This is a genomic window from Idiomarina sp. Sol25 (assembly GCF_033052775.1).
Taxonomy (GTDB): domain Bacteria; phylum Pseudomonadota; class Gammaproteobacteria; order Enterobacterales; family Alteromonadaceae; genus Idiomarina.
On record NZ_JAUPEW010000004.1, the window covers coordinates 1 to 19637 of the forward strand.

The following is a 19637-nucleotide window of genomic DNA, read 5'->3' on the forward strand; positions in this document are numbered from 1 at the left end:
GTCTGCGTTTCGCTATCCGTGAGGGTGGCCGTACCGTAGGTGCAGGCGTTGTATCAAAAATCATGGACTAAGCAGTCCGCCTGATTTTAAGGGCCCGGCTTTCGCCGGGCTTTTTTATGCCTGCCAATAATGTTTCAGTAAACGTGTGTCGTGAAAAGTAACCGAAGGCCCGTTCAAGTATTGACATTCAATAACAAAAAATGAACTATTGAGGAATGTATACAAGTTATAGTCAGCCAATAAATTGAAATTACTCAGGTACTTTTCAGTCCTATTTCTCACGGTACTAAGCTGTTCTGCCACAGCAAAGGTGCCAGTCTATGTTGCTGCCTACGATCATCCACCTTACTTTTCCGATGTACTGAATACAGATCTCACCCGAGAACTGATCAACTTGCTGAATAAGTATCAGGACAGCTATGATTTCCGCATTCAGGTCATTCCTCCTACCGGCCGCTATAAAGCTCTGAGCGCGAAAGGGTGCTGTGATGTTATATTTTTCGAGTCACCCCTTTGGGGCTGGAAGAAAAGCGGTGTAGGGTTTCAGAAAACAATCCCTTTAGTCAGAGGAAACGAGAGGTTGGTAGCCTATAAAAAAGACGGGAGAGATCAGTCGTTTTTCGATTCATTTGATGGCAAAACTTTAGGTGGAGTGAAGGGGTATCATTACCTGTTAAGCGGGGAGTTACTGGCTTCAGATGCCATCAAGAAAAAGTATACGACCTACCTGGCAGATTCAAGAATTATAAATTTGCAGATGGTCATAGGAGGTCGAATCGACCTTACTATTATTAATGATGAGCTTCTTTCTGCCTTGCAAGGCTCAAGTCAAATTAAGGTAAGCAACTTATTGTTATCGGAAAAGGTTAGTCTGGAATATAAGCTGCACTTACTTGTTGGCGAAAATAAAAATATCAGCGCAGATACGTTACAGAGGTTACTGCGGGAGCTTGGTCGACAGGGGGAGTTTGAAATACTCTTTAAACGGTTTAATATGAACCGGTTTCAGATATATCGCCCAGCAATAACGCGCTAGTAAACACTAAGCCCCAGGCGGTTCGCTAGCTCGCGCACCATGTACATTCCACGGGCACTGTTACCGTAGCTGTTTAACCTCGGACTCCATGAGCAAATCACGCCAAAGTCAGGAACAACCGCAATCATGCCGCCGCCAACACCACTTTTAGCGGGAACACCTACGGTAAACGCAAACTCACCGCTTTGGTCGTACATACCACTCGTCGATAACAACGCATTAATGCGTTGGGAGTCTCGCTTCGACATAATTTTCTTTTTGGAAAAAGGGCAAATTCCGTCATTTGCAAGAAACGTAAAAGAGCGAGCCAGATTTTCGCAGGACATGGTCAACGCGCATTGCCAAAAGTAATGATCCAGCAATTCATCAACCTCTGCGTCAATATTACCAAAGCTTTTCATTAGGTGAGCAAGAGCAGCATTGCGATGGCCATGCTCTTTTTCTGACTGGTGAACAATGTTGTCGGCATAAACGTTATCGTTGCCACAAAGGCTGCGAACCAAGCTTAAAACAGCGTTCTTACTGGCTGAGTAGCGACTGACCAATACATCGCTGACCACAATAGCGCCGGCATTTATCATCGGGTTACGAGGAATACCTTTTTCCCACTCTAGCTGAACGATAGAGTTAAAAGCCTGACCTGAGGGCTCCATTTTAACTCTGTCCCACAAGTCCTCTCCAAGGCGCTCCATTGCCAGCATAAGACCAAAGACCTTCGAGATGGACTGAATAGAGAATTGTTCCTGGGTATCACCGACGTTAAACACCTCCCCGTCGAGGGTGGCCAGAGTGAGTCCGCAGAGCTCGGGGTCGACCTCTGCTAACGCCGGGATGTAATCAGCAACATGCCCTTCGGTGATCTTCATTGCCTGCTGGTGAATCTCCTCCAGCAAGCTTTTGAGATCATCCGGGGCATGTATCTGCTGCCCGCCACTGACCAGATCACGCGTCAAGAGGATGCTCCGGGTGCGTGATGGTGGACAGGCGTTCTTTTAATTCGTCAGATAGCTTCACAGAGCGCTCCTGCTGAAAGTCAAAGTACACCAATACCGTTTTACCTTTAGCGCACATTTTATCTTTCTGCCAAATTTCGGTGGTGATATCAAATGAGCTGCCCCCTAAACGACTGACGTAAGTGTTCACTGTGACATGACCGCCAAAATAAATAGGTAAAAGGTAATCAACTTCCAGTCGTGCAACAATTAAGCTTTGTGTTTTCGGAGACATTTCTCCAAAGAACTCAAAAATAGGCAAACGCCCGGTTTCTATCCAACCCGGTATAACCGTGTTATTGACGTGCCCAAGGGCGTCGGTTTCATAAAATCTTACTTTAAAGTCTTCCGTTAACATATTGCGTCCTTTTAAGATTGTGTAAGCATAGGTTTTAAGAAACGGGCCGTGTGTGAGCGCTCATTTTCACAAATATCTTCGGGTGTGCCTTCGCAGAGGATTTCACCACCGCCAGAACCACCTTCAGGGCCTAAGTCGATGATCCAGTCAGCGGTTTTTATCACGTCTAAGTTGTGTTCAATAACCACGACCGTGTTGCCGTGATCACGCAAACGGTGAATCACCGCCAGCAACTGCTTAATGTCGTGGAAATGCAGACCGGTTGTCGGCTCGTCCAGAATGTATAAGGTTTTGCCGGTATCACGCTTGGACAACTCACGTGACAATTTGACCCGTTGCGCTTCACCACCGGAGAGTGTTGTCGCTGACTGGCCTAAACGGACGTAAGACAAGCCTACATCCATTAAGGTTTGCAACTTGCGTGCAATAGCCGGAACCGGTTCGAAGAATTCTCGAGCGTCTTCAATGGTCATATCCAGCACTTCGTGAATATTTTTACCTTTATACTGTACTTCCAGCGTTTCGCGGTTATAACGCTGACCCTTACAAATATCGCAAGGGACATAAACGTCCGGCAAAAAGTGCATTTCAACCTTAATCACTCCGTCGCCCTGGCAAGCCTCGCAACGACCGCCGCGCACATTAAAGCTGAAGCGCCCCGGCTTGTAACCTCGGGCTCGTGATTCCGGAACTCCTGCGAACAGTTCGCGAATGGGCGTGAAAATACCGGTGTACGTTGCCGGGTTAGAGCGCGGCGTACGGCCTATTGGGCTTTGGTCAATATCCACCACTTTATCCAGCAGTTGCATGCCATCGACACTTTTGTAAGGAGCCGGTTCGCCCGTTGTCGCGCCGTTAAGTTCACGGTGCGCAATATGGAACAGCGTGTTGTTAACCAGAGTCGACTTACCTGAACCGGATACTCCGGTCACACAGGTCATAATACCTAATGGTAAATTGAAATCGACGTTTTTCAGGTTGTTCCCGCTGGCTCCATGAATGGTTAACCGGCGCTTGTCAGGTTTGTGGCGTTGCTTCGGTATTTCTATTTCTTTTCTGCCGGACAGGTAATCGCCGGTTAATGAGTTTTTACTTCCGACAATGTCATCGACTTGGCCTTGAGCGATAATTTCACCGCCATGTACGCCGGCGCCTGGGCCGATATCAATAACGTGGTCGGCCTGACGGATCGCGTCTTCATCGTGTTCAACCACAATGACGGTGTTACCCAGGTCACGTAGGTGCGTCAGAGTGTTTAACAGCCGTTCGTTGTCGCGCTGGTGCAAGCCAATACTGGGCTCATCCAGTACGTACATAACACCAACCAGACCCGCACCAATTTGGCTGGCCAGACGAATACGTTGCGCCTCACCACCGGACAAGGTTTCTGCGCTACGGGACAAACTTAAATAGTTAAGTCCTACGTTCACTAAAAAGCGCAGGCGGTCATTAATTTCTTTCAGAATTTTTTCTGCAATTTGCGCGCGCTGACCCTCCAGATTCAGTTGCTGGAAGAATTCAAGTGCGTCGCCAATGGATTGGGCAACAACTTCCGGCAGGGTCGTGCCCTGAATAAACACATGACGTGCTTCAGTGCGTAAACGCGTACCACCGCAGCTTTTACAGGGTTGTGTCGCTACATATTTGGACAACTCGTCGCGCACAGCCTGTGATTCAGTCTCGCGGTAACGGCGCTGCATGTTAGGAATAATTCCCTCAAACGGATGCGCTCTGACCACTTTGTCGCCGCGGTCGTTCATGTATGTGAACTTTATTTCTTCTTTACCGCTGCCGAACAGAATCTTTTCGCGAATATTATCGGGTAATTCGTTAAAAGGCTGCGACAATTTAAACTCGTAGTGTTTCGCCAGAGACTGCAGCATTTGGTAGTAGTAGAAATTACGCTTGTCCCAGCCGCGAATTGCACCGCCTGTCAGCGACAGTTCTGCATTAACAACAACTTTGGCCGGATCAAAAAACTGCTCGACACCCAGACCGTCACAAGTGGTGCAGGCGCCAGCCGGATTGTTGAACGAAAACAACCGTGGCTCCAGTTCCTGCATGCTGTAACCACAATGCGGGCAGGCAAAGTTTGCCGAGTACACTTCGGCATCACCGTCGCCGTCCATAGGTACCACTAAAGCCGTTCCGCCACTGAGTTCCAGTGCGGTTTCAAAAGATTCGGCCAGACGCTGCTCCATACCTTCGCGAACTTTAAAGCGGTCAACCACCACTTCAATGGTATGTTTTTTCTGCAGCTCTAATGTAGGAGGATCGCTTAAATCGCATATCTCACCGTCTATACGAGCGCGGATATAACCTTGCAAGGCGAGGTTTTCTAACACTTTTAAATGTTCGCCTTTACGGTTCTGAATAATGGGCGCAAGCAACATACGCTTTTCGCCCTCAGGAGCCGCCAGCACGTTATCGACCATCTGCGATACGGTCTGCGCCGCCAGCGGTACGTCGTGAGTCGGGCAGCGGGGTTCACCCACCCGGGCGAACATCAGACGTAAATAGTCGTAAATTTCCGTAATGGTACCGACCGTCGAACGCGGATTATGCGACGTTGATTTCTGCTCTATCGATATAGCCGGAGACAAACCCTCGATACTGTCAACATCAGGCTTTTCCATCAGCGACAAAAACTGACGTGCATAGGCAGACAGCGACTCAACATAGCGTCTCTGCCCCTCTGCATATAGGGTATCGAAAGCAAGTGATGACTTACCCGAACCGGATAAGCCGGTTATCACAATCAACTTATTGCGGGGGATAGTCAGATTGAAATTTTTTAAGTTGTGCGTGCGCGCACCGCGTACTTCGATAGTATCCATAATTCCCGTCTGTTGTTCAGTAAATGACTGACGACAAAACGCTATTATCGCACAGTGTTAGGCATCTGGTACAATAACGGCATCATTTATCATGTTACTGATATAAAAGCAGTGAAATGACGCCTCAAAAATTAAATAAAACAGAGAAAAAAGCCGCTTTAGCATTAGCGTCTGTGTTTGGTATACGGATGTTAGGGCTGTTTTTGATCATGCCAGTTTTAGCGGTTTATGCACAAGACTACCCTGACTACTCGCCGCTGTGGGTCGGTATTGCTCTGGGTGCCTACGGCCTGACACAGGCATTGTTGCAAATTCCGTTAGGCATGCTGTCTGACCGCCTTGGCCGAAAACCGGTTATTGTCGGTGGCTTGCTGGTCTTTATTCTTGGTAGTGTGGTGGCCGCTCAGGCCGATACTCTATTCGGTGTATCCATTGGTCGGGCGCTACAGGGGCTAGGCGCTATTGCGGCTGCTATTCTGGCGCTGGCAGCTGACTTATCGCGTGACGAACAACGACCGAAAGTGATGGCCACTATTGGTATGTGCATTGGCCTGGCGTTTGCCATTTCGCTGGTAGCCGGGCCTTTATTGGGCGATATTATTGGTCTTTCGGGTTTGTTCTGGTTTACCGCCGCCAGTGGCGTTCTGGGTATTCTGGTGCTGTTGCTGAGCGTACCCAAAGTGGTGACAACCTCTGCCAGGCGTGAATCCTTACCCGTGTTGTCTGAACTGGGCCACTTGCTTAAACACAAACAGCTGTGGTGCCTGAACAGCGGTATTTTTGTGTTACACGCTATTTTAACGGCCTGGTTTGTGACTTTACCTATGCAACTGCAAAATGCGGGTTTTGAAAGTCAAACTCACGCCTGGTTCTACTTACCCACGCTGGCGGCTTCTATTTTGTTCATGGTGCCAATGATTATCAGCAGTTCGCGTAATAATAATTCTGTGCAATGGTTGCGGTTTTCTATTATTACCTTAATTGTTGCGCTGTTAATTATTGCCATAGCGGGGCAAAACGCCTGGCTGCTGGTTGCTGCTCTGGTGATATTTTTCACCGGCTTTAATTTTATTGAAGCCAGTTTACCTTCGTTACTGACCCGAGTTGCTCCAGCGGGAAGCAAAGGCAGTGCCAGTGGTATTTATTCAACAGGTCAGTTTCTAGGCTCTTTTGTCGGTGGGGTCTTGGGTGGCTCCGTCTTACAATTTTTTGGGATATCTGGCGTTGTTGTTTTCTGCCTGATCTTGCTAGTATGTTGGTTGCTAATCAGTTTCGTCATGGTTAACCCCGCAGGAGTCACCAGCGTCTCGTTATCATTGCCGGGGTTAACTGAAAGCAAGGCCACCAAGCTAAGTGAGCAGTTACTTACCGTAACCGGCGTTACGGAAGCCAGATGGGTTGAAGAAGATCAGGCCACTTACTTAAAAGTTGATAAAAAACATTACGATGAAAAGGCGGTTAATCAGTTGCTTAAAGAAGCATCGGTCGCTTAATCATTTAAAGCAGTTGTAACGCGTACAAGGAACAGGAGAATCTAATGGCCAGTCGCGGTGTAAATAAAGTAATTTTAATTGGTAATTTGGGTGCTGACCCAGAGGTTCGTTATACCCAAAACAGCACAGCGATAGCCAACCTGTCGATTGCGACCAGTGAAACCTGGAAAGATAAGCAAACAGGCGAACCGCGCGAACAGACCGAATGGCACCGTTGTGTGGCTTATCGTCGCTTAGCAGAAATTGCCGGCGAGTACCTGAAAAAGGGCTCTAAAGTTTATGTTGAAGGGCGTTTGCAAACCCGTAAATGGACAGGCCAGGACAACGTAGAGCGTTACACGACAGAAGTGGTCATTAACGAAATGCAAATGCTGGATTCTCGTGGCGGTCCTCAGGGTGGTGCTCCACAACAAGGCCAGGGTTTTGGTGGCGGTCAGCAGCAAGGCGGCGGTTACGGTGGTGGTCAACCACAACAGCCGTCACAGCAACAACAGCGCCCTGCACCTCAGCCAGCGCAGCAGCAAAATCAACAGTCACAACAAAAACCGGCAGAACCCGCGCCGTTTTCACCTGACAACGATTTTGATGACGACATTCCCTTCTAGGATTTGCTGTTAGAAAGCGTCAGGCAATAAAAAAGGCTCCTTGCTGGAGCCTTTTTTATTTTTTTCAGTTTATTCGAGCCCAAACTGCTTAACCACTTTGTCAAAATACTCCAGGTTTTGCTTGGCGTAATCGCGTTTTTCTACGTAGCGACCCGGGAAGAAGTTTTTCTTAAAGCCATAGGCGACAATGTCTTTCAGGCGCTTCAGAGAAATATCAAAATTATCCACAGCTAACTGATATTCGTTACTGACCGTAGTACGAGAAACCAGACGGTTATCAGTACAAATAATGGTGGCTAAGCGGTTATCCAGCATGTGCTGGAAGTTATGATTTTTAATGTCGCCAATATCCGGGTTAGTTTGCAGGTTGCTGGTCAGGCAAACTTCAACGGCAATACGACGGTCAGCAATATAAGAGGCCAGGCTTTCGCCATAAGCTTTCGGGTCTTCAATAGACGGGTCTTGAGTCATTTCCGGAGAGAATAACGAATAACCATGACCTAAGCGGTCGGCATGGCACTTGGTTAAGGCTTCAAAAATGCTCTCAGCACCGTAAGCTTCTCCGGCATGTACGGTTTTCAGCAGAAAGTTCTCGTGCGCGTATTCGTATACTTCTTTGAACTCACCTGCCGGGTAACCAATTTCCTGGCCGGCAATATCCAGTCCAACAATAGGCATACCTTCTTCGTCACGCATACGAACGCTGGCGCGAACCAAATCCATTGCGGCCGTTTTGATAACCTGCATAGGTTCAAAATCACGCATCAGCTGGAACATTTGTGTGTAATAAGGAGAAAATCCTTTTTTGCCAAACATCCGCATGGCGCAGTTGATAATGCCGTAGTCAAATAGTGGTTTATCGCCATTTTTTACATCGGTGCGGTTGTTGTACTCTTTCTTCGCGCGCAACAAGCCGTCGTTGACTACGTGCATTATGGTGTCAAAAGTAACGCCTTTACCCGGATCCATGAGTAGCTGAGGAGCAAAGCGTACCTCAATGTAATTCACCCCCTCGTTTTGATTATCGACGGCTAACTCATAAGAGGCTTGCTCCAGGTTTTCTAAGTCACGCAAAGCGGCGCAGGTATACTGAAACCCATTTAGGTATTCACCCAAATTGTTGTAATGTGATTTAAATACCAGATCAAACAGGCCTTCTTCGGTATAGCTTGGAAGTTCGATATCAGCGCGCTTAGCCATATCAATTAAGCTGCTGGCACGAAGGCTGCCATCAAGGTGCAAATGCAAGTCAGCTTTAGGAATGGCTTTGATAAACTCGGGGGAATATTGCATAGAGAACTCCTGCCTTAAGGTTGCTTTGTCCCATAATGCCATAAAATCGTGCTAATCTCTGCCAGGATCTGACCACATTAACTTAAAAAAATAGAACAAAATGGCTTCTCTCTATTTCACTTATTCGGCAATGAACGCAGGCAAAAGCACGTCGTTATTGCAAGTGGCGCACAACTACGAAGAGCGCCAACAACATGTCTTACTAATGACGCCAGCTTTAGATGATCGGGCAGGTAAAGGGCGTATTGCATCCCGATTAGGTATTGGTCGCGATGCGGTGTCTTTCACCCATCGGACAGATTTATCTGCCGTAGTCCGGGCTCGCTACATGCAACAGGCAATTGACTGCGTGTTAATTGATGAAGCACAGTTTTTAAGTGAAGAGCAGGTGTGGCAGCTGTCCAGCCTGGCCGACACCGACAACATTCCGGTAATGTGTTACGGCATTCGGACGGACGCTTTTGGCAACGCCTTTCCCGGCAGCGCGGTGTTGTTGGCTATCGCCGACAAACTGGTGGAAATGAAAACCATCTGCCACTGTGGTCGCAAAGCAACCATGTCATTGCGGGTTGACGAACAGGGCAATGCGATACGCATGGGGCAACAAATAGCTATTGGTGGCAATGATCGTTACGTTTCCTGTTGTCGTAAACACTGGAAAGAAGCCATGGGGCTGTGCTAAAACGGTTAAATAGAGTACGGAATATGGGTTTTAGCGAAGGCACTTGATGGTATACTGAGTTTCTCATTTTTTAGCCAGAAGTGACTATGCAAAGCTTAACCATTCCAAGACCTGATGACTGGCACCTGCATTTACGCGATGGTGCTATGTTGCAAACGACCGTACCTGCAACTGCGGCAGTGTTTCATCGTGCCGTGGTTATGCCAAATCTTGTACCTCCGGTAACCACCGTAGCAGCCGCTATGGAGTATCGTGAGAGAATTTTGGCCGAGATCCCCGCCGGAATGAGTTTTAATCCGCTCATGGCTTTGTATCTTACGGCAGACACAACTCCTGCAGAAATTACTGAAGCTGCTGCGAACGAGCGTGTTATTGGCTTCAAGCTCTATCCTTCAGGAGCCACTACAAATTCAGCCGCTGGTGTGAAGTCGGTAGAAGCTCTGGCTCCGGTACTGGCAGCTATGCAGGAGCATCAGGTACCTTTGCTGGTGCATGGTGAAGTAACCGACAGCGACATCGATATCTTTGACCGCGAAAGAGTTTTTATTGAACGGCATTTAATTCCGATAACCGAGCGCTTCCCGCAGTTAAAGCTGGTGCTGGAGCATATAACCACCGCCGATGCGGTTCAGTTTGTTGAAAACGCCAACAGTAACGTTGCAGCCACAATGACCCCGCAACACTTACTGATGAACCGCAACGACTTGCTGGTCGGTGGTATTCGTCCACACAACTATTGCCTGCCAATTTTAAAACGTCAGTCACACCAGCAGGCCTTGCAGCAGGCGGCCTTGTCCGGTAACCCTAAGTTTTTCCTCGGAACTGACTCAGCCCCGCATGTGCAGGCAAGCAAAGAGACTGCCTGTGGTTGCGCGGGTTGTTATTCAGCTCCAGCTGCAATTGAGCTGTATGCTGAATTTTTTAGTCAGCATAACGCGCTGGATAAACTGGCGAATTTTGCCAGTGTTTTTGGTGCTGACTTTTATCAGTTGCCCCGCAATACTGAGACCATTGAACTGGTTCAGCAGCCATGGACCGTTGCTGAAACGGTAGACACGGCAACAGGTCCTATGGTGCCATATTGGGCTGGGGCTGATTTGCAATGGAAACTGCGTGGCTAGCCCTTAAAGTTGCGTCGCAAGAAATGAGTTATGACGAAGATCATAAAGAACTTCAGACAAGTGCTTTTTGTGGTGAGCTTTGCAAAGTTTCTGTTAACATGGTTTTAAACAGAGTAAAGGATGTTGTTGAGTGCTAGGACTTTCAAAGCAAAAAGAAAATGATCACCGCATTTGCTTTCAGGTAACGCAAAACAGCGTCCGTCTTCTTATTGTAAAAGGGTCAGGTAAAGCTCCTGAGCTGATTGTTAACGATCATGAACAAGTGCAGCAGGACAGCTTAGTTAAACACGCAGAAACTCTGCTGGGAAAATATTCGCGTTTGTCATTAAAACACGCAAGCGTTACTTTGTTGCTAGGAACGGACTTATACGAGTCTGTTCAAGTTGATCGGCCCGCTCTGGATCCCGCTGAAATTTCAGGAAGCTTAAAATATACGTTAAGCGATTTAGTCTCTTTTTCGGCGGAAGAAATCATTGCCGACTATTATGAGTTTCCCGAGCAGCCATCCGGTCAGGATAAACTGGTTGCAGTTGCGGCGAACAAAAACTTTTTAATGCCCTGGGTTGAGTTATTTAATGAGCATGATTTGAGCTTAACGGATATCGCAATTACGGAATTGGCGCTACCCCGCTTAGCCGAGACTCAGAGTCACGCTGAACTCACTTTATATCAAAACCCCGCGGGCAATTACATTGCCCAAATTAATACCCCAAAAGGTTTGATGTTTACTCGCCTGCTACGAGGTGTGACCGATGTGTCTAAATACACAGAGAGCGAAATAGAAGCTGGCGCCTTAGAGCCTTTAGCAACAGAGTTACAGCGTTCGGTCGATTATTTCGAAAGTCATTTGCGACAGGCTCCCATTAGCCGAATTATTCTCGCCGTAGAACATATGACGCCGGAAGCTCTTGAAAAAAGCCTGGCTGAGCTGTTAGCAGTAGAGTGCACTAGGTACCAGTACCCGCTATGGTCTGCTGACCTACGCGAGGGCGACTACTCCGATCTTGCGGGCTTAGGTGTTTTAGTCGAGGGCGATTTATGAAGCAATGGGTAAATCTGTACCGCAACGAGCTAAAGCCTGTAAAGCAGAGGCTCACCTTAACGAAGGTAAGCTCTGTTTTGGGTGTTTGGCTGGCGCTGTTGCTCGTTGTGGTTGGTGTTACTCAGTGGCAAAAGACAGCGGTTGTTGAAAAGAATGAGCGTTTGTCGGCTACTTTGAATAAGATAAATAATAAACTGGAAGGCAGCCGCGAGAGAATTTCCCGACGACAGCCGAGTCCACAATTGCAGGCAGAAAAACAGCAGTTGCAACAAGAGTTGCAGGACGCCAGAAGTTTCAGTCAGCAAATTGCAGAGTTTCGTCAAAGCAGCTCTTCATCCGTTAGTGAGTTTTTACAGGAACTTGCAGAAATCACCCCGGAAGACATCTGGTTAACCGATTTTTCAATGTCTGGCGAAAATATCCGTTTACACGGGCAAGCGCTAAACAGTGAAGCCTTAGTGCTATGGATGGATAAATTTGGGCAATCGAGCTTACTGGCTAATAAGCGTTTTGCGGTTGTTGAACTTAAGCGCAGTGAGCAGGGGTATCAGCAGTTTTTGCTGCAAAGCGTCAGAAGCAGTGAGGACGAATCAAACAATGAATAATTGGTGGTTACGCGCACAAGAAACCTTTAACTCTATGCCCGGGAGACAGCGAGCTCTTTTGTCTCTGGCCGGTTTTTTAATTATTACTCTGCCGCTTATGAGTTATGTTATTTCCCCGACGCTGAAGCAGAGCAAAGCGCTTTCTGTGGAAAATGCCCGTATTGCTTCTCAAATAGAGCAGTCTGAGCAATTAGAGCAGGACTTGCAGGCGCAGTTAGGCAAAGATATTGATGCTCCGCTCAGGGAGGAAATTAAGCACTTGAAGCAGCGGTTAGCTCAGGCAAAAGGCGACTTTTCACAAAGCCAGGTTTTATTGCCCGCACAACAACGAAAACAGTTTCTAAACAGTGTGTTACGTCTTGCCTCAGAACTGGGAATGGATAGTTTAGAAGCTAAAGAGCCGACCGTCGTATTTGAAACCGGATCTATAAAACTCTATCAGCATGCTGTGCAGGCGGAATTTACCGGGCGCTTTTTCGCGGTATCCGACTTTGTGGATACGTTGCAAAAAGAATACCCGAATGTCCAGTGGGCCCGCTTTGACTATCAGGTAGGCGACTACCCGACAGCAACAGTAACTATAGTTTGGTATCTGCTAAGTACGGATAAGGAGTTTATCAGTGCTTAGAGTCATTACTTTTTTATTGCTTATGGTTTCGCTTTCGACTTTTTCGCAAGAGAGAGACCCGACTCAGCCTCCGCTCACGGTCAGTCAGCCTTCAGTGGAAATGGATAGCTGGGGACAGAATATAAAACTGTCTCAAATTTATTATTCAGACCAGAGTCAGTCAGCGCGAATTAACGGAGAGTGGGTTAAGCCTGGCGACAATGTTGATGGTTTTCGGGTTAGCTCAGTCAACCCTAACAGCGTTATTTTAGAGAAGAACAACGAGAGAGTAGAGATTACTTTGTTTAAGCCGATAAAACAGAACGAGAAAGGCAATCCGGGGGCGGTACAATGAAGAAAGTTGCAGCAGGAGCGTTATTGTTAGCACTGAGCGGCTGTGCTTATCAACCGAGTTATTCTCCAGATGAAGCCAATAAAGCGATGAAACCGGAAGCTTCTGAGAATAAAAAGACGGAAATTAAAAAAGAGCTGCCAGCAGAAGTCAGTAACTTCTTAAATCAGACGGCAAATAAAGAAAAAGAAGATGGGTTGGCCTTACTTGAGGAGCCCCGTTTTGTGCTGCAGGCCAATGATGTCGACGCGCAAGCCTTCTTTTATGGGTTAGCGGCAGATTCTCCTTATAATATTCTGGTACACCCCAATGTCAGTGGCGAAATCTCGTTAAGCCTGAAAGACGTGACCTTAGATGAAACGCTGGATGCGGTGCAGGACATGTACGGTTTTGAAGTTCGTCGTGCCGGACGCACGATTCAAATATACCCGGCCGGGGTAAGAACTCAAACATTCTCACTGGATTACCTGTCGCTGCGCCGCTTTGGTATTTCACAGACTGAAATTTCAGGTGGTGGTGTGAGCGAGGAACGTGACCAGGGTTCACGTAATAACTCTGGAATAAGCAATAGTAACACTCGATCCGAAGGGAGCTCTCTGCTCGGTAATAACGGTGGCGATTACAGTCGCGGCAGTCAGCAGAACCAGTTGCAAGGTAATGGCTCCAGCATTAATACCCAGTCAGAAACCGACTTATGGGGCGGTCTGAAAGACGTCATTGAAGGTATTATTGGCGGTGGTAATGTGGTGCTTTCACCGCAGGCGGGTATTGTCAGCGTTACAGCTTCGCCTGAAAAGTTAAGGGCTGTTGGAGACTTTATCGATACACTGGAAACACGTCTGCAACGCCAGGTGATTCTGGAAGCCCGTATAATTGAAGTGACCCTGAATGATGGTTATCAACAAGGGATAAACTGGCGTGATATGGCAAGCGGGACTGGCTTTGGCGTTGACTTTAACGGAGTGACACCAAGTAACACAACTTCGGCGACTATTGGCGGGCTCTTTGGTCTAACCTACGAAGATCCGTCCAATAATTTTAACGGCATGATAGAAATGCTGCAGACTCAAGGTACGGTGCAGGTACTCTCGAACCCTCGGGTTAGTGCATCAAATAACCAAAAGGCCGTTATAAAAATAGGCCAGGACGAATATTTTGTTACCGACGTTACCAGCCGCACGACATCGGGAGTTGGGGATTTGACATCGTCTGATTCCGATATTGAGTTTACACCGTTTTTCTCCGGTATTTCATTAGATGTAACCCCTCAGATAAGTGACGACGGTGAAGTAATACTTCATGTTCACCCCTCAGTGGTGGAAACCAGTGAACAGGAGAAAGTCATTACAGTGTCTGGCAAAGAGTCTGTATTGCCACTGGCTAAAAGCAACATTCGGGAGTCTGACACCATAGTAAAAGCACGCAATGGTGAAATTGTTGTGCTGGGTGGTTTAATGCAAACCACAAATTCTGAGGAAGTGGGTAAAGTCCCGTTACTGGGTGACATTCCGTTGTTGGGCGAGTTATTTACTAACCGCCGCAACCGCCAGGAAAAGAAAGAGCTGGTTATATTACTGAAACCGACTGTGGTGGGTGTTGATACCTGGCGCGATGAACTGAAACGATCTCGCGAACTGCTGCAGGAATGGTTCCCGGATATAGAACAATAACTAAGGTAGTATGTACTTATACCATTACGGCTTACGCGAACTGCCCTTTACGATAACGCCGAACACGCAGTTCTACTTCGACTTGAACAGCCATCACGAGGCTTTCGAGGTGGTTTTAACGGCGTTAAAAACTGGTGAAGGCTTTATTAAAATTACCGGAGAAGTCGGAACCGGTAAAACCTTGCTGTGCCGACGTTTATTAAACGACATTCCTGACTTTTTTAAAACCGCTTATGTTCCGGACTCATACCTTGACCCGGCAGAACTGAGGCTGGCCATTGCTCAGGAGCTGGACCTGGAAACCGAAGAAATGACCAACCAGCAGCAGCTGGCGCGGGCACTACAACAGCGCTTGCTCGATATAAATAAAAACGGGCAGGCCGTCGTGATACTCATTGATGAGGCACAGGCGCTACCGGAAAAAAGTCTCGAAGCTTTGCGCTTACTGTCCAACTTAGAAACCGAACGGCGTAAATTGGTGCATATTGTTTTACTGGGTCAGCCGGAACTGGATGAGCGTTTGTCACAAAAAGCCTTTAGGCAACTTCGTCAGCGAATCAGTTTTTCACATAAATTAACCGCCATGAATGCGGATGAAACGGCTGAGTATATAGCGCACCGTATGGATGTCGCTGGTTATCAGGGGACTCCGATATTCGACTGGAAGTTAGTTCGGCGATTACACCGTTGCAGCCGTGGCGTGCCCCGCTTGATTAATATGCTGTGTCATAAAATGCTGCTGCTGGCTTACGGAGAGGGTCGGCATCAGCTGTCGACACGTGACTTAAAGTTAGCGGTTAATGATACTGAAGATACAGAATTGACTCGCTCGGTATGGCTTCCCGTAACGGTGTCTGTATGCGTGTTTTTTCTGGCTGCAGCTGCGCTCAGTTATTGGCAAATGGGTGGTTCGCTATGAGCGTTATTAATAAAGTTTTAAAAGATTTAGACCGTCGGGGGCAACAGCCCTTCTCGAAAAGGGCCGCGATTAGCGCGGTAGAGCGCCGCAGTAGCCATCGTTTAGCCCTGTGGTTGTTAGCGGTTATGCTGGTAATTGTTCTGGCCTTAGTGGTTTTTTGGTGGCAGTCGCGTTCAGAAAACACAATGACGGTAACAGAGAGTGGGCCTGCTGAAATGCCAAAACTGCAAGAACGGGTCGAACCATTCATTGATACTGCAGTGATAGAAGTGCCAGCTGAGCGAACTCCTCGCTCTGAAACTGACTCGCAGCAATCTAATGAAATAGAGGTACGAGACTTAGAGCCGGTTACGGTTACTGAAACCGAGCAGGAAATAGCCGAAAAAGCAGAGCCCCTCCCAGAAGAGCCTATTTTGGCCGCTGAAGAGACCGAAAGCGAGACGCAAAAAAATGGTGAGTTTAGTAAGCAAGCCGTGCAGCTCTCGCCAGCAGAAATTTCCGCACAACATATTGAAAAAGCGCAAAAAGCTCAGCAACAGGGACGCTTAACGTCGGCAGAAGACCATTGGCGTAAGGCGCTTGCTGTTACACCTGAAAATAAAGAGGTGCGAAAAAAGCTGGCGGCTTTGCAGTTTGGCCGGAATAAGGTATCGCAGGCATTAACAACGCTGGAAGCCGGTTTTAAGCTGAACCCGGATGACTTTGAGTTTCGTCTGTTAAGTGCCCGTATTCTCGAAAAAGAAGCGCGGCCTGCAGCTGCGCTGAGCTTATTGAAGCAAGCGACACCAGACGCTGGTGCCTATCCGGAATATGTCCAGAAACAGGCGTTGTTGGCCCAGTCGCAGGGTGACTACAAGGCAGCGGCTGACGCGTATCAACGTCTTATTGAGTCTGAACCTGCGCAGGGCCGCTGGTATTTAGGTAAGGCGGTGGCTCAACAGGAATTTGCGCCTGAGGCGGCGGTGGCATCCTACAAGGCAGCTTTAAAGCGAATCAAGCATCAGCCGACTCTCGACTTTATTGAGCAGCAAATTGTGACATTAAAGGCAACTGAATCAACAGGTGAGCAATGAAGCGTCCTCGTCTTAAAATGCGACTGGGTGATTTGCTGGTTCACGAGCAAATCATCAGTGAAGAGCAACTGCAAAAAGCACTGGAAGAGCAAAATGTTAGTGGGCGTAAACTGGGTGCAACCCTAACCGACCTGGGCTTTATTTCGGAACATCAGCTGCTCGAGTTTCTGGCGCAACAGTTAAAGCTGCCGCTTATTAGTATCTCAGAGCGTAAAATCCCACCAGAAGCCTTCAAGCTGCTTCCGGAAGTTCAGGCGCGTCGCCACCGGGCTCTGGTTATTGAAGCCGATGAGAAAAAAGCTCTGGTTGGTATGAGTGACCCGGCCGACTTGTCTTCAATTGATGCGATAAATCAGTTACTTGCTCCGCGTCACGTAGAGTTGGCAGTCGTGCCTGAAGGCGAATTGATGCAGGCTTTTGATAACCTTTATCGACGCACCAAAGAAATTGAAACCTTTGCCAGCCAATTACAAGATGAGTACGACGACACCAGTGAGTTTGAGCTGGGGCAGTTAAGTCTTGATGACGACACCGATGAAGCCACAGTAGCTAAATTGCTGCAGTCCATTTTTGAAGACGCAGTGCAGGTCAGAGCCTCCGACATTCACATAGAGCCGGACGACCGAAAATTAAGGATCCGTCAACGTGTGGATGGTGTGCTGCAGGAAAACGTATTAGATGAAACCAACATAGCAAACGCCCTGGTTTTGCGTTTAAAGCTTATGGCCGGGCTGGATATTTCTGAACGACGTCTGCCGCAGGACGGTCGGTTTAATATGAAAATCCGCAAACACAGTATCGACGTTCGGGTATCAACCATGCCGGTTCAGTATGGCGAGTCCTGTGTATTGCGTTTGCTGGATCAGTCTGCCGGGCTGTTGTCGCTGGAGCAAACGGGGATGCCTGACGCTATTGTTAAGCGTATACGGGCTTTAATTAAACGTCCGCACGGCATGCTACTGGTAACCGGGCCTACCGGCTCGGGAAAAACCACGACCTTATACGGTGCACTTAGCGAGCTGAATACCGAAGGCAAAAAAGTGATTACGGTTGAAGACCCTGTTGAGTACCGTTTGCCGCGTATTTCGCAGGTGCAGGTGAACAGTAAAATTGGGCTGGATTTCTCACGGGTTTTGCGCACCACCTTACGTCAGGATCCCGACATTATCATGGTGGGTGAGATGCGCGACCATGAAACCGTTGAAATAGGTTTGCGCGGCTCTATTACCGGTCACCTGGTTTTATCCACATTACATACCAATGATGCTATTACCAGCGCCATGCGTTTAATTGATATGGGCGCGCCGCCTTATCTAGTGGCCGCAGCTTTGCGCGGCATTTTGGCTCAGCGTTTAGTACGCCGGGTTTGCGATAAATGCACCGAAGATTATCAGCCCGATGAAGCTGAAAGTCAGTGGCTGGAGCATTTGAAAGAGGGAAGTTCGGGCTATTCTTTTAAACGCGGAGTGGGCTGCCAGACATGCAACCATACCGGCTACCGTGGGCGTATTGGTGTGTTTGAACTGCTCGAGATGAACACTGCAATGATGGATGCGTTAAGAGACGGGAATACCCGCGAATTCGCGACGGCGGCTAAAGCTCACCCCGGGTATCAGTCCATGGCGACAGTGGCACTGGACTATGCTCGGGAGGGTGTTACCAGCGTTGATGAGGTATTGTTTCTGGCAGAAAGTGTTGAGGACAGTATCTGATGCAGTTTCGGTATCGCGCACGGGATAAAGCCGGTCAGTTGCAGCAGGGCTCACTGGATGCCAGTGATGAGCGCAATGCCGCCGATGTACTGATGCGTCGCGGCTTGGTGCCGTTATCGATTCATTCTGTAAAACGTCAGAACTTCTCTTTGCTGGGCAGCGGCTTTGGAGAAAGTTTAAAGTCTGCGTTTCAGCAAAAAGTGTCGCTGGACGAACTGATTATATTTTGTCGCCAAATGTATTCGCTGACGCAAGCTGGTATTCCTATGCTGCGGGCTATTGAAGGGCTGGCAGACACAACCCAGAACAAGCGCTTACGTAAGACTTTACAGGATGTGCATGGCCAACTTGAGCAGGGCCGTAATTTATCGACAGCAATGTCCCAGCACCGGGGTGTTTTCCCCAGGCTGGTCATTGCTATTGTGCATGTGGGCGAAAATACCGGGCAGCTGGAAGAGTCCTTTCAGCAGCTGTCGGTTTATTTAGAGAAAGAACAAGACACCAGAAAGCGAATAAAAGCCGCAACCCGCTACCCAAGCTTTGTTCTTATTGCGCTCGTCATTGCCATGTTTGTACTGAACATTTTTGTTATTCCAACTTTCGCTTCTATGTTCAGCCGGTTTAATGTTGAACTGCCCTGGGCAACCCGCGCCTTGTTGGGCTCGTCTAATTTTTTCGTCGCCTATTGGCATATGTTGTTGATTGCAATGGTCGGGGCTTATTTTGGTCTGCGGTATTACATAGCAACAGACAACGGAAGACTGAAGTGGGACAGCCTAAAGTTGAAAACACCCATTATTGGCTCCATTTTAATGCGTTCTATGCTAGGTCGTTTTGCCCGCAGCTTTTCGGTCATGATAGGAGCCGGCGTTCCACTGACACAGGCTTTATCTTTGGTTGCCGAAGCGGTGGATAACGCCTGGATGGAAAAACGTATTATTGAAATGCGCCGCGGCATTGAACGCGGCGAAAATTTGTCGCGCGTAGCAAAGCAGTCGAACCTGTTTACACCGCTTATTTTACAGATGATATCAGTGGGTGAAGAAACCGGACGGGTAGACACCTTGCTATTGGAAGTGGCGGAATATTATGAACGTGAAACCGACTATGATCTTAAGACCCTAACAGCGCGTATTGAGCCGCTGATGATTGCTGTTGTCGCGGTTATGGTGTTGATATTGGCCTTAGGTATTTTCACGCCAATGTGGGACATGATGAGTGCCTACCAGGGGCGTTAATA

Annotated in this window: 19 protein-coding genes; 15 read left to right on the forward strand and 4 right to left on the reverse strand. The window is 48.0% G+C overall.

Annotated elements, in window-relative coordinates:
• Both Q5L94_RS07295 and Q5L94_RS07300 read left to right on the forward strand, forming a co-directional pair.
• Positions 1-71, forward strand: a 71-nt coding sequence (locus tag Q5L94_RS07295) for a hypothetical protein (RefSeq protein ID WP_317498017.1), incomplete at its 5' end; no start/stop codon positions are given.
• Between the two features lie 239 nt (positions 72-310).
• Positions 311-1036, forward strand: coding sequence for an amino acid ABC transporter substrate-binding protein (locus Q5L94_RS07300; RefSeq protein ID WP_317497786.1), 726 nt, complete (start codon positions 311-313; stop codon positions 1034-1036).
• Here the strand turns inward: Q5L94_RS07300 and glsA are convergent.
• The 3 genes from glsA to uvrA are packed head-to-tail and all read right to left on the reverse strand — an operon-like array spanning position 1033 to position 5223.
• Positions 1033-1989: a glutaminase A gene (glsA, locus tag Q5L94_RS07305; RefSeq protein WP_317497787.1), complete on the reverse strand. Its 957-nt coding sequence runs from the start codon at positions 1987-1989 to the stop codon at positions 1033-1035. The genes Q5L94_RS07300 and glsA overlap by 4 nt on opposite strands.
• A complete protein-coding gene (locus Q5L94_RS07310; protein ID WP_317497788.1) occupies positions 1979-2386 on the reverse strand; it encodes a thioesterase family protein in 408 nt (135 codons plus the stop codon). Before Q5L94_RS07310 ends, glsA begins: the two co-directional genes overlap by 11 nt.
• A gap of 11 nt (positions 2387-2397) precedes the next feature.
• On the reverse strand, positions 2398-5223 hold the full coding sequence (gene uvrA, locus Q5L94_RS07315) for an excinuclease ABC subunit UvrA (protein ID WP_317497789.1): 2826 nt from the start codon (positions 5221-5223) through the stop codon (positions 2398-2400).
• A gap of 116 nt (positions 5224-5339) precedes the next feature.
• Between uvrA and Q5L94_RS07320 the strand changes: the two genes are divergently transcribed.
• Together Q5L94_RS07320 and ssb are read left to right on the forward strand one after the other, a co-directional pair.
• Positions 5340-6716 carry an MFS transporter gene (locus Q5L94_RS07320; protein WP_317497790.1) on the forward strand — a complete coding sequence of 459 codons (1377 nt, stop codon included), beginning with the start codon at positions 5340-5342 and terminating at the stop codon, positions 6714-6716.
• 44 nt (positions 6717-6760) lie between these two features.
• Positions 6761-7321, forward strand: coding sequence for a single-stranded DNA-binding protein (ssb, locus tag Q5L94_RS07325; protein ID WP_253618027.1), 561 nt, complete (start codon positions 6761-6763; stop codon positions 7319-7321).
• A gap of 69 nt (positions 7322-7390) precedes the next feature.
• Here ssb and Q5L94_RS07330 read toward each other — a convergent pair whose 3' ends face one another.
• Positions 7391-8614 (reverse strand): adenosine deaminase family protein, encoded by a 1224-nt coding sequence (locus Q5L94_RS07330; RefSeq protein ID WP_317497791.1) that lies wholly within the window; start codon positions 8612-8614, stop codon positions 7391-7393.
• A gap of 100 nt (positions 8615-8714) precedes the next feature.
• On the opposite strand from Q5L94_RS07330, the gene Q5L94_RS07335 reads away from it, so the two are divergent.
• From Q5L94_RS07335 to Q5L94_RS07385, 11 genes are all read left to right on the forward strand, one after another.
• On the forward strand, positions 8715-9296 hold the full coding sequence (locus Q5L94_RS07335) for a thymidine kinase (protein WP_317497792.1): 582 nt from the start codon (positions 8715-8717) through the stop codon (positions 9294-9296).
• Positions 9297-9382: 86 nt separating this feature from the next.
• On the forward strand, positions 9383-10417 hold the full coding sequence (gene pyrC / locus Q5L94_RS07340) for a dihydroorotase (protein ID WP_317497793.1): 1035 nt from the start codon (positions 9383-9385) through the stop codon (positions 10415-10417).
• A 130-nt stretch (positions 10418-10547) separates the two neighbouring features.
• On the forward strand, positions 10548-11459 hold the full coding sequence (locus tag Q5L94_RS07345; protein WP_317497794.1) for a Type II secretory pathway component: 912 nt from the start codon (positions 10548-10550) through the stop codon (positions 11457-11459).
• A complete protein-coding gene (locus Q5L94_RS07350; protein WP_317497795.1) occupies positions 11456-12064 on the forward strand; it encodes a PilN domain-containing protein in 609 nt (202 codons plus the stop codon). Before Q5L94_RS07345 ends, Q5L94_RS07350 begins: the two co-directional genes overlap by 4 nt.
• Positions 12057-12692: a Type II secretory pathway component gene (locus Q5L94_RS07355; RefSeq protein ID WP_317497796.1), complete on the forward strand. Its 636-nt coding sequence runs from the start codon at positions 12057-12059 to the stop codon at positions 12690-12692. The genes Q5L94_RS07350 and Q5L94_RS07355 overlap by 8 nt, the downstream gene beginning before the upstream one ends.
• A complete protein-coding gene (locus tag Q5L94_RS07360; RefSeq protein ID WP_317497797.1) occupies positions 12685-13026 on the forward strand; it encodes a general secretion pathway protein GspB in 342 nt (113 codons plus the stop codon). Before Q5L94_RS07355 ends, Q5L94_RS07360 begins: the two co-directional genes overlap by 8 nt.
• Complete coding sequence (gene mshL, locus Q5L94_RS07365; RefSeq protein ID WP_317497798.1) at positions 13023-14693, forward strand: pilus (MSHA type) biogenesis protein MshL; 1671 nt, start codon at positions 13023-13025, stop codon at positions 14691-14693. The genes Q5L94_RS07360 and mshL overlap by 4 nt, the downstream gene beginning before the upstream one ends.
• A 10-nt stretch (positions 14694-14703) precedes the next feature.
• Positions 14704-15612, forward strand: coding sequence for an ExeA family protein (locus Q5L94_RS07370; RefSeq protein ID WP_317497799.1), 909 nt, complete (start codon positions 14704-14706; stop codon positions 15610-15612).
• On the forward strand, positions 15609-16685 hold the full coding sequence (locus tag Q5L94_RS07375; protein WP_317497800.1) for a tetratricopeptide repeat protein: 1077 nt from the start codon (positions 15609-15611) through the stop codon (positions 16683-16685). Before Q5L94_RS07370 ends, Q5L94_RS07375 begins: the two co-directional genes overlap by 4 nt.
• On the forward strand, positions 16682-18397 hold the full coding sequence (locus tag Q5L94_RS07380; RefSeq protein WP_317497801.1) for a GspE/PulE family protein: 1716 nt from the start codon (positions 16682-16684) through the stop codon (positions 18395-18397). Before Q5L94_RS07375 ends, Q5L94_RS07380 begins: the two co-directional genes overlap by 4 nt.
• A complete protein-coding gene (locus Q5L94_RS07385; RefSeq protein ID WP_317497802.1) occupies positions 18397-19635 on the forward strand; it encodes a type II secretion system F family protein in 1239 nt (412 codons plus the stop codon). The genes Q5L94_RS07380 and Q5L94_RS07385 overlap by 1 nt, the downstream gene beginning before the upstream one ends.
• Positions 19636-19637: the final 2 nt, after the last annotated feature.

What these genes read in the sequence shown, in the direction of transcription:
- ssb (WP_253618027.1), top strand. Translation starts at nt 6,761, where the DNA reads ATGGCCAGTCGCGGTGTAAATAAAGTAATTTTAATTGGTAATTTGGGT.
- uvrA (WP_317497789.1), bottom strand. Translation starts at nt 5,223, where the DNA reads ATGGATACTATCGAAGTACGCGGTGCGCGCACGCACAACTTAAAAAAT.
- mshL (WP_317497798.1), top strand. Translation starts at nt 13,023, where the DNA reads ATGAAGAAAGTTGCAGCAGGAGCGTTATTGTTAGCACTGAGCGGCTGT.
- Q5L94_RS07350 (WP_317497795.1), top strand. Translation starts at nt 11,456, where the DNA reads ATGAAGCAATGGGTAAATCTGTACCGCAACGAGCTAAAGCCTGTAAAG.
- pyrC (WP_317497793.1), top strand. Translation starts at nt 9,383, where the DNA reads ATGCAAAGCTTAACCATTCCAAGACCTGATGACTGGCACCTGCATTTA.
- Q5L94_RS07370 (WP_317497799.1), top strand. Translation starts at nt 14,704, where the DNA reads ATGTACTTATACCATTACGGCTTACGCGAACTGCCCTTTACGATAACG.
- Q5L94_RS07380 (WP_317497801.1), top strand. Translation starts at nt 16,682, where the DNA reads ATGAAGCGTCCTCGTCTTAAAATGCGACTGGGTGATTTGCTGGTTCAC.
- Q5L94_RS07355 (WP_317497796.1), top strand. Translation starts at nt 12,057, where the DNA reads ATGAATAATTGGTGGTTACGCGCACAAGAAACCTTTAACTCTATGCCC.
- Q5L94_RS07320 (WP_317497790.1), top strand. Translation starts at nt 5,340, where the DNA reads ATGACGCCTCAAAAATTAAATAAAACAGAGAAAAAAGCCGCTTTAGCA.
- Q5L94_RS07375 (WP_317497800.1), top strand. Translation starts at nt 15,609, where the DNA reads ATGAGCGTTATTAATAAAGTTTTAAAAGATTTAGACCGTCGGGGGCAA.
- Q5L94_RS07385 (WP_317497802.1), top strand. Translation starts at nt 18,397, where the DNA reads ATGCAGTTTCGGTATCGCGCACGGGATAAAGCCGGTCAGTTGCAGCAG.
- Q5L94_RS07330 (WP_317497791.1), bottom strand. Translation starts at nt 8,614, where the DNA reads ATGCAATATTCCCCCGAGTTTATCAAAGCCATTCCTAAAGCTGACTTG.
- Q5L94_RS07310 (WP_317497788.1), bottom strand. Translation starts at nt 2,386, where the DNA reads ATGTTAACGGAAGACTTTAAAGTAAGATTTTATGAAACCGACGCCCTT.
- Q5L94_RS07335 (WP_317497792.1), top strand. Translation starts at nt 8,715, where the DNA reads ATGGCTTCTCTCTATTTCACTTATTCGGCAATGAACGCAGGCAAAAGC.